8 protein-coding genes, 1 pseudogene and 1 riboswitch are annotated in these 5,161 nt (G+C 70.6%); of the genes and pseudogenes, 6 read left to right on the forward strand and 3 right to left on the reverse strand.

The window, feature by feature from the left end; genetic code table 11:
- A pseudogene (locus ACVNF4_RS32220) lies at positions 1 to 470 on the forward strand (ABC transporter permease); the annotation flags it as partial.
- A 209-nt stretch (positions 471 to 679) separates the two neighbouring features.
- On the opposite strand, the gene ACVNF4_RS32225 reads toward ACVNF4_RS32220, so the two are convergent.
- On the reverse strand, positions 680 to 961 hold the full coding sequence (locus ACVNF4_RS32225) for a type II toxin-antitoxin system Phd/YefM family antitoxin (RefSeq protein ID WP_461806418.1): 282 nt from the start codon (positions 959 to 961) through the stop codon (positions 680 to 682).
- Positions 962 to 1,040: 79 nt separating this feature from the next.
- Here ACVNF4_RS32225 and ACVNF4_RS32230 point away from each other — a divergent pair, with 79 nt between their 5' ends.
- From ACVNF4_RS32230 to ACVNF4_RS32240, 3 genes are all read left to right on the forward strand, one after another.
- Entirely contained in the window at positions 1,041 to 1,661 is a 621-nt protein-coding gene (locus ACVNF4_RS32230; RefSeq protein ID WP_461806419.1) for an ATP-dependent Clp protease proteolytic subunit, read from the forward strand.
- A 6-nt stretch (positions 1,662 to 1,667) separates the two neighbouring features.
- Positions 1,668 to 1,970 carry a hypothetical protein gene (locus ACVNF4_RS32235; protein WP_461806420.1) on the forward strand — a complete coding sequence of 101 codons (303 nt, stop codon included), beginning with the start codon at positions 1,668 to 1,670 and terminating at the stop codon, positions 1,968 to 1,970.
- A gap of 478 nt (positions 1,971 to 2,448) precedes the next feature.
- Positions 2,449 to 2,631, forward strand: a riboswitch (cyclic di-AMP (ydaO/yuaA leader).
- 3 nt (positions 2,632 to 2,634) lie between these two features.
- Positions 2,635 to 3,108, forward strand: coding sequence for a C40 family peptidase (locus ACVNF4_RS32240; protein WP_461806421.1), 474 nt, complete (start codon positions 2,635 to 2,637; stop codon positions 3,106 to 3,108).
- Here ACVNF4_RS32240 and ACVNF4_RS32245 read toward each other — a convergent pair.
- The gene (locus ACVNF4_RS32245; protein ID WP_461806422.1) at positions 3,101 to 3,550 is read right to left on the reverse strand and encodes an ATP-binding protein; all 450 of its coding nucleotides are present in this window, start codon (positions 3,548 to 3,550) and stop codon (positions 3,101 to 3,103) included. The two genes, ACVNF4_RS32240 and ACVNF4_RS32245, sit on opposite strands and share 8 nt — an antisense overlap.
- 223 nt (positions 3,551 to 3,773) lie before the next feature.
- On the opposite strand from ACVNF4_RS32245, the gene ACVNF4_RS32250 reads away from it, so the two are divergent.
- Together ACVNF4_RS32250 and ACVNF4_RS32255 are read left to right on the forward strand one after the other, a co-directional pair.
- Positions 3,774 to 4,634 carry a helix-turn-helix domain-containing protein gene (locus ACVNF4_RS32250; protein WP_461806423.1) on the forward strand — a complete coding sequence of 287 codons (861 nt, stop codon included), beginning with the start codon at positions 3,774 to 3,776 and terminating at the stop codon, positions 4,632 to 4,634.
- Between the two features lie 13 nt (positions 4,635 to 4,647).
- The gene (locus ACVNF4_RS32255; RefSeq protein WP_461806424.1) at positions 4,648 to 4,854 is read left to right on the forward strand and encodes a DUF397 domain-containing protein; all 207 of its coding nucleotides are present in this window, start codon (positions 4,648 to 4,650) and stop codon (positions 4,852 to 4,854) included.
- 29 nt (positions 4,855 to 4,883) lie between these two features.
- On the opposite strand, the gene ACVNF4_RS32260 is transcribed toward ACVNF4_RS32255, so the two are convergent.
- Positions 4,884 to 5,161, reverse strand: a 278-nt coding sequence (locus tag ACVNF4_RS32260; protein ID WP_461806425.1) for an aminotransferase class I/II-fold pyridoxal phosphate-dependent enzyme, incomplete at its 5' end; no start/stop codon positions are given.

Genomic DNA, 5,161 nt, shown 5'->3' on the forward strand with positions numbered 1-5,161 from the left:
GTGCGGTGGCAGCGCTGCTCGGGTCGGCCGCACTGGTCGGCGCCGTCGCCACCGGCATCGCGGACGGCTGGCTGGGCGTCCTCACCGGTGACCGCTGGGCGGAGGCCGGTGTGCTGGCGCTGGCGACACTGGCGATCAGCGCGGCGGTCGCCGGGCTGTCCGCACTGCTCGGGCGGGCCGGGGTCCCGCTGGCCGCCGCCACCTTCATGCTGATCGGCAACCCCTTCTCCGGCGCCTCCTCCGCCCCCCAGATGCTCCCCGCCCCGGCCGGCACCATCGGCCAGTGGCTCCCGCCCGGCGCCGGCGCGACCCTCCTGCGCTCGGTCTCCTTCTTCGACGGCGCCGCCGCCCTCACCCCCGCTCTCACCCTGACCTGGTGGGCGGTGATCGGCCTCGGCGCGGTGTTGCTGGGCTCGGCGCTGAAGGGGCGCGCAGCGGGGTCGCGGCGAGAGGTGAGCACGGCCCGCTGACGACCGCACACCGACGGCGCCGCCCTGACGCACCCGCGTCGCGCGGCGCCGCAGCCGTGTCCCCGGCCCGGTCGACAGCGATCACACCGGGCACGGTCAGCTCTACCGGGCGCAGCCGCCTTTCAGGGGCGCGGGGCTGTATCGATGTGCGACTCCGCCGCGTGGGCGCGAACGGCCACGACGCGCCCGCAGCCGCCGACGCACCGCACTCACCCCACCCCCGGCCCCCGATGCTCCGCCGCGATCCCGAACCGCTGCCGTTCGCGAGGAGCTGAAGCCACCTCGCGGACCGTCGAGACGGCGCTGATGACAGGCTCCTCCACCACCGCCGCGTCGAGCGCGTCGAGGCGCTCCAGATCGGCCGCCGAGACGAGCGCGACCAGGGGTTTCCCGTGGCGGGTCACGACGACGCGCTCGCCGCCGTAGACGACTCGGTTGATCAGGTCGGCGAGTTCAGCCCTGGCTTGCGTCACCGGAATCTCGTAGGCCATACCCCATTCTAACGTCACGTACGTCCTGTACATTTTTTACAGACACCGCCACGGACGCCGTCATGATGGAAGGGGCCCCATGTATCCGCCTGCCGCACGCCACGTCCTGCCCGAGTTCCACGAACGCACGAGCTACGGCAACCGCACGCTGGACCCCTACTCCAAGCTCCTGGAGGGACGGATCGTCTTTCTCGGCGCCCCGGTGGACAACACCTCGGCGAACGATGTGATGGCCCAGCTCATGCACCTGGAGCACCAGGCCCCGGACCAGGACATCTCGCTGTACATCAACTCCCCGGGCGGCTCGTTCACGGCGATGTCGGCGATCTACGACACGATGCGGTACGTCAGCTGCGACGTGGAGACGGTCTGCCTGGGCCAGGCCGGCCGGTCGGCGGCGGTCCTGCTGGCGGCGGGCACGCCGGGGAAGCGGTTCGCGCTGCCGGGCGCGCGGGTGATCGTCGGCCAGCCGGAGCCGGCGGGCGAGTTCGAGGGACAGGCCAGCGACCTCGCGATCGTGGCGGAGGAACTGACGCGCACCCGCGCCCTCCTGGAGGAGCTGCTCGTCCGCCACACGGGCCGCACCCCGGAGCAGGTGCGGGAGGACATCGAGCGGGACAAGGTCCTCGACGCGAGCGCGGCGGTGGAGTACGGCGTCGTCGACGGCGTACTCCCCGTCCGCCGGACGACCGGAAGGTGACGGCGGATGCTGCCGGAACTCCCGCCGCTGCCGGCGCTGACCCGCGCGGAAGCCGAGCTGATCGACCAGTACCTGGCGGCCGTCGACCTGCTGGGCCGGATCAACCCGAGCCGCGACGGCGACACCTACCGGGGCCTGCGGGCGGCCCAGGCGCTGGTGGCGAGGGCGACGGCGCTGCGTGACGCGCTGACGCTGATGCACCAGCGCGGCGAGCACGAGGTGCACGCCGAGACCCTCGCGAGGGCGCTGCGCGTCCTGGACGGCGAGCGCCGTACCGCGCGGGTAACCCTGCCGCCGCCCGCGAGTTGAGGCACAGGCACCCCCTGAAAGCACCCCGGGAAGCACAGAAGCACGCACGCGTGCCGCCTCTTCCCGCCACGCGCGCGTGCCTCCGCCCGTGCTCCCTCCCGGCGACGTACGGGGCTGTCGCGGGGTGCGTGAAGACGCACCGTCCGCGGCCGGTCGGTGAGCGGCGGGGGACGGCGTAGAACCGACCCCCGTTCGGCGTAACGAGGTTTCCCCCGGGCGGCCCTCCCGGGTTGCGCAGCCTGCGGATACGGGGTGCGGAACGGGGCATTCCCACCCTGATCGGCGGGTGCGCAGGTGACGGACACGTGACCGAGATCTGAACTGTTCACCCGAATGGCCCAGTCGTGAGTAAGGCCACAAATCCACGATTCCGCTGGGTATTTCGGTCACGGATGAGTCAAGATCCCTGACTGACGACAAGCCCCCGCCACAAGCGGCGGGGCGATCCGGGTGGACGCCGAGTCCTGCCGCCGCCCGGATGTACCGGTCGACAGGAGTGCATCGGCAGGAGTGGAGGACCCAGGCAGTACGGGTCGCCGGAGCGGTCACGCCATGACCGTGCCGAGCAGCCCTTGGGGTGAAGCCGTGGTGACACGGCCGGGCCAACTTCGCCAGCCCGAATCCGACAGGTCATCCTTCACAGGCGGTTGACGAAGGGTTGCGCATGACTGCGCTCAATCGTGTCCCGTCGATGATGGTCCGAGCCGGTACGGTCTCGGCTTTCGCACTGGCCGCCGTGGGCGGTTCCGTGGTCGTACCGGGCGTCGCCTCCGGCGCCGAGGCGGCCACCGTGTCGACGAAGGCGCTTCAGATCGCCGCGTCCAAGAAGGGCGCCCCGTACAAGTACGGCGCCGCCGGACCGAAGCGGTTCGACTGCTCGGGGCTCACGCAGTACGCGTTCAAGAAGGCGGGCAAGACCCTGCCGCGCACGGCGTCCCAGCAGTACAACAAGACCAAGCACATCTCCTCCGCGAGCCGACAGGCGGGGGATCTGGTCTTCTTCCACTCGGGCTCGAACGTCTACCACGTGGGCATATACGCGGGCGCCGGCAAGGTGTGGCACTCGCCGAAGACCGGTGACGTGGTCCGGCTCCAGAAGATCTGGACCAAGAGCGTCTGGTACGGCCGGGTCAAGTAGTCCCCGGACAGGACGGCCGGGCAGTGGCCGTCCAGGGCAGCTCGATGGAGACCGTCTTGCCGCCCTCCTGGGTGGGCCGCACCTTGAGCCGCCCGCCGCGTTCCGCCGTCAGTGAGCGGATGATCACCATCCCCCGGCCGTTGTCCTGTTGGACGGCGGCCGGGAGGCGTTTGGGGAACCGCGGGTGGCTGTCGGTGACGCCGACGCTGACCTGTTCGTCCCGGTCGAGGACGAGGTCGAGGGTGAAGGTCGGCGACTGCCCCAGGGTGTGCTGGACGGCGTTGGTGGCGAGTTCGGAGACGATGAGGCGGATGGTCTCGGCGAGGTCCGCGCCGGGCGGCAGGCCCCACTCCGCGAGCGTGCCCGCGGTGAAGGTGCGGGCCGCGGCGACCGACACGGGGTCGCTCGGCAGGGTGACGGATGCTTCCAGGTGGTCTGCCATGGCGACGTCGTCCCTTTCCCACGGGACCGGCGTCCGACACGAGGCGGATGGTTCGAGTACGGTCCCGGAACTGGTGCTTCACCGTCAGACTGCCATTTCCGCGACGTCCTGTGCGGCGATCCACCAAGATGTGCATATATCTGTCGCCCGAAGCGGTGAACTCTGCTACGGCAGATCGGATTCGGGCGGCATGTGAGAGGTAATGGGGAGTGAGGAGAAGGGCATGCAACACGGCCCCGCGGTGCGCCGCCGCAAACTGGGCGCGGAACTGCGCTCGTTACGCAATCGGGCCCGGCTGACGAGCGGTGAGGCGGCCCGGCTCGTCGGCTGGCACCAGTCGAAGGTGAGCCGGATCGAGACGGGCACCAGCAGTGCGAAACCGGCCGATGTGGAACTCCTGCTGGACGCCTACGGGGTGGGCGACGAGCGGCTCCGGGAGCTGATGCTCGTGCTCGCCGGCGCCGACGAGGCCGTCGGCCGGGACCACTGGTGGCACGCCTACCGGGGGGTACTGCCGCCCGCCTACCGGGACTTCATCAGCCTGGAGGCGCAGGCGAGCGCGATGCGCACGCTGGAGACGACCGTCGTCCCGGGGCTGCTCCAGACCCCCGAGTACGCCCGCGCGGTGACCCGGTCGGCGCTGGAGGGCGCGGACGAAGGGCAGTTGGACACGCTGGTGGAGGTGCGTCTGGCCCGCCAGGACGTACTGCGCGGGGATCCGCCGCTGCTGCTGAACGCCGTCCTGGACGAGGCGGTGCTGCGCCGCCAGGTGGGCGGGCCCGAGGTGATGGCGGCGCAGCTGGAACGGCTCCTTGAGGACGCGCGGCTCCCCCAAGTGAGGCTCCAGGTACTGCCGTTCACCGCAGGGTCGCATATCGGCCTCACCGGGCCTTTCGTCATCTTCTCGTTTTCGAGCGTTTCTGATCTGGATGTGGTCGTTCTCGACCACTTGACGAGTAGTCATCACCTTGAGGGGAAAGAAGACCTCCAGGCCTACTCGGAGGCTTTCACCAACCTTCAGATCCACGCCCTTTCACCCGAGGACTCGTTGGATTTCATCGCCGGGCTAGGTGACGGCGCGTAAGGAGGCACCCCCAATGACAGCACCGCCTCGGAACGTTCCTTCCGCAACCGCACTGCATATCGCTCGCTGGCTGCGCAGCAGTCACAGCACCGGAGCGAACAACTGCGTGGAGACCGCCCCGTATTCGGGTCTGCTCGCGGTACGCGACTCCAAGTCCCCCGCCGGCCCCGCACTGCTCTTCACCCCGGGGAGCTGGGCGGAGTTCACGTCGGCGTTCTGATCAGCCGATGCACGGCCGTGCCCGCCGACTCATGGTCGTGTCGCGTCGATCACCCGTACCGCGCGGTCCAGCTCCGCCCCGGAGAGGTCCGCGCGGGCGGTCAGCCGCAGCCGTGAGACGCCGTCGGGCACGGACGGGGGACGGAAACACCCCACGAAAAGCCCTTCCGCCCGGCAGTCCGCCGCCCAGCGGACGGCCGCCTCGGGGGAGGGAGCACGCACGGAGACGACCGCGGCGTCCGGACGCACCGCGTCCAGACCCGCGGCCGTCAGCCGCGCGTGCAGTTCCCCGGCCACCGCGCGCACCT

The sequence above is a fragment of the Streptomyces sp. S6 genome, from assembly GCF_054880855.1.

Bases quoted from the DNA above. Each gene is read 5' to 3' on its own strand.
- ACVNF4_RS32225 (WP_461806418.1), bottom strand. From the start codon at position 961: ATGGCCTACGAGATTCCGGTGACGCAAGCCAGGGCTGAACTCGCCGAC.
- ACVNF4_RS32230 (WP_461806419.1), top strand. From the start codon at position 1,041: ATGTATCCGCCTGCCGCACGCCACGTCCTGCCCGAGTTCCACGAACGC.
- ACVNF4_RS32235 (WP_461806420.1), top strand. From the start codon at position 1,668: ATGCTGCCGGAACTCCCGCCGCTGCCGGCGCTGACCCGCGCGGAAGCC.
- ACVNF4_RS32240 (WP_461806421.1), top strand. From the start codon at position 2,635: ATGACTGCGCTCAATCGTGTCCCGTCGATGATGGTCCGAGCCGGTACG.
- ACVNF4_RS32245 (WP_461806422.1), bottom strand. From the start codon at position 3,550: ATGGCAGACCACCTGGAAGCATCCGTCACCCTGCCGAGCGACCCCGTG.
- ACVNF4_RS32250 (WP_461806423.1), top strand. From the start codon at position 3,774: ATGCAACACGGCCCCGCGGTGCGCCGCCGCAAACTGGGCGCGGAACTG.
- ACVNF4_RS32255 (WP_461806424.1), top strand. From the start codon at position 4,648: ATGACAGCACCGCCTCGGAACGTTCCTTCCGCAACCGCACTGCATATC.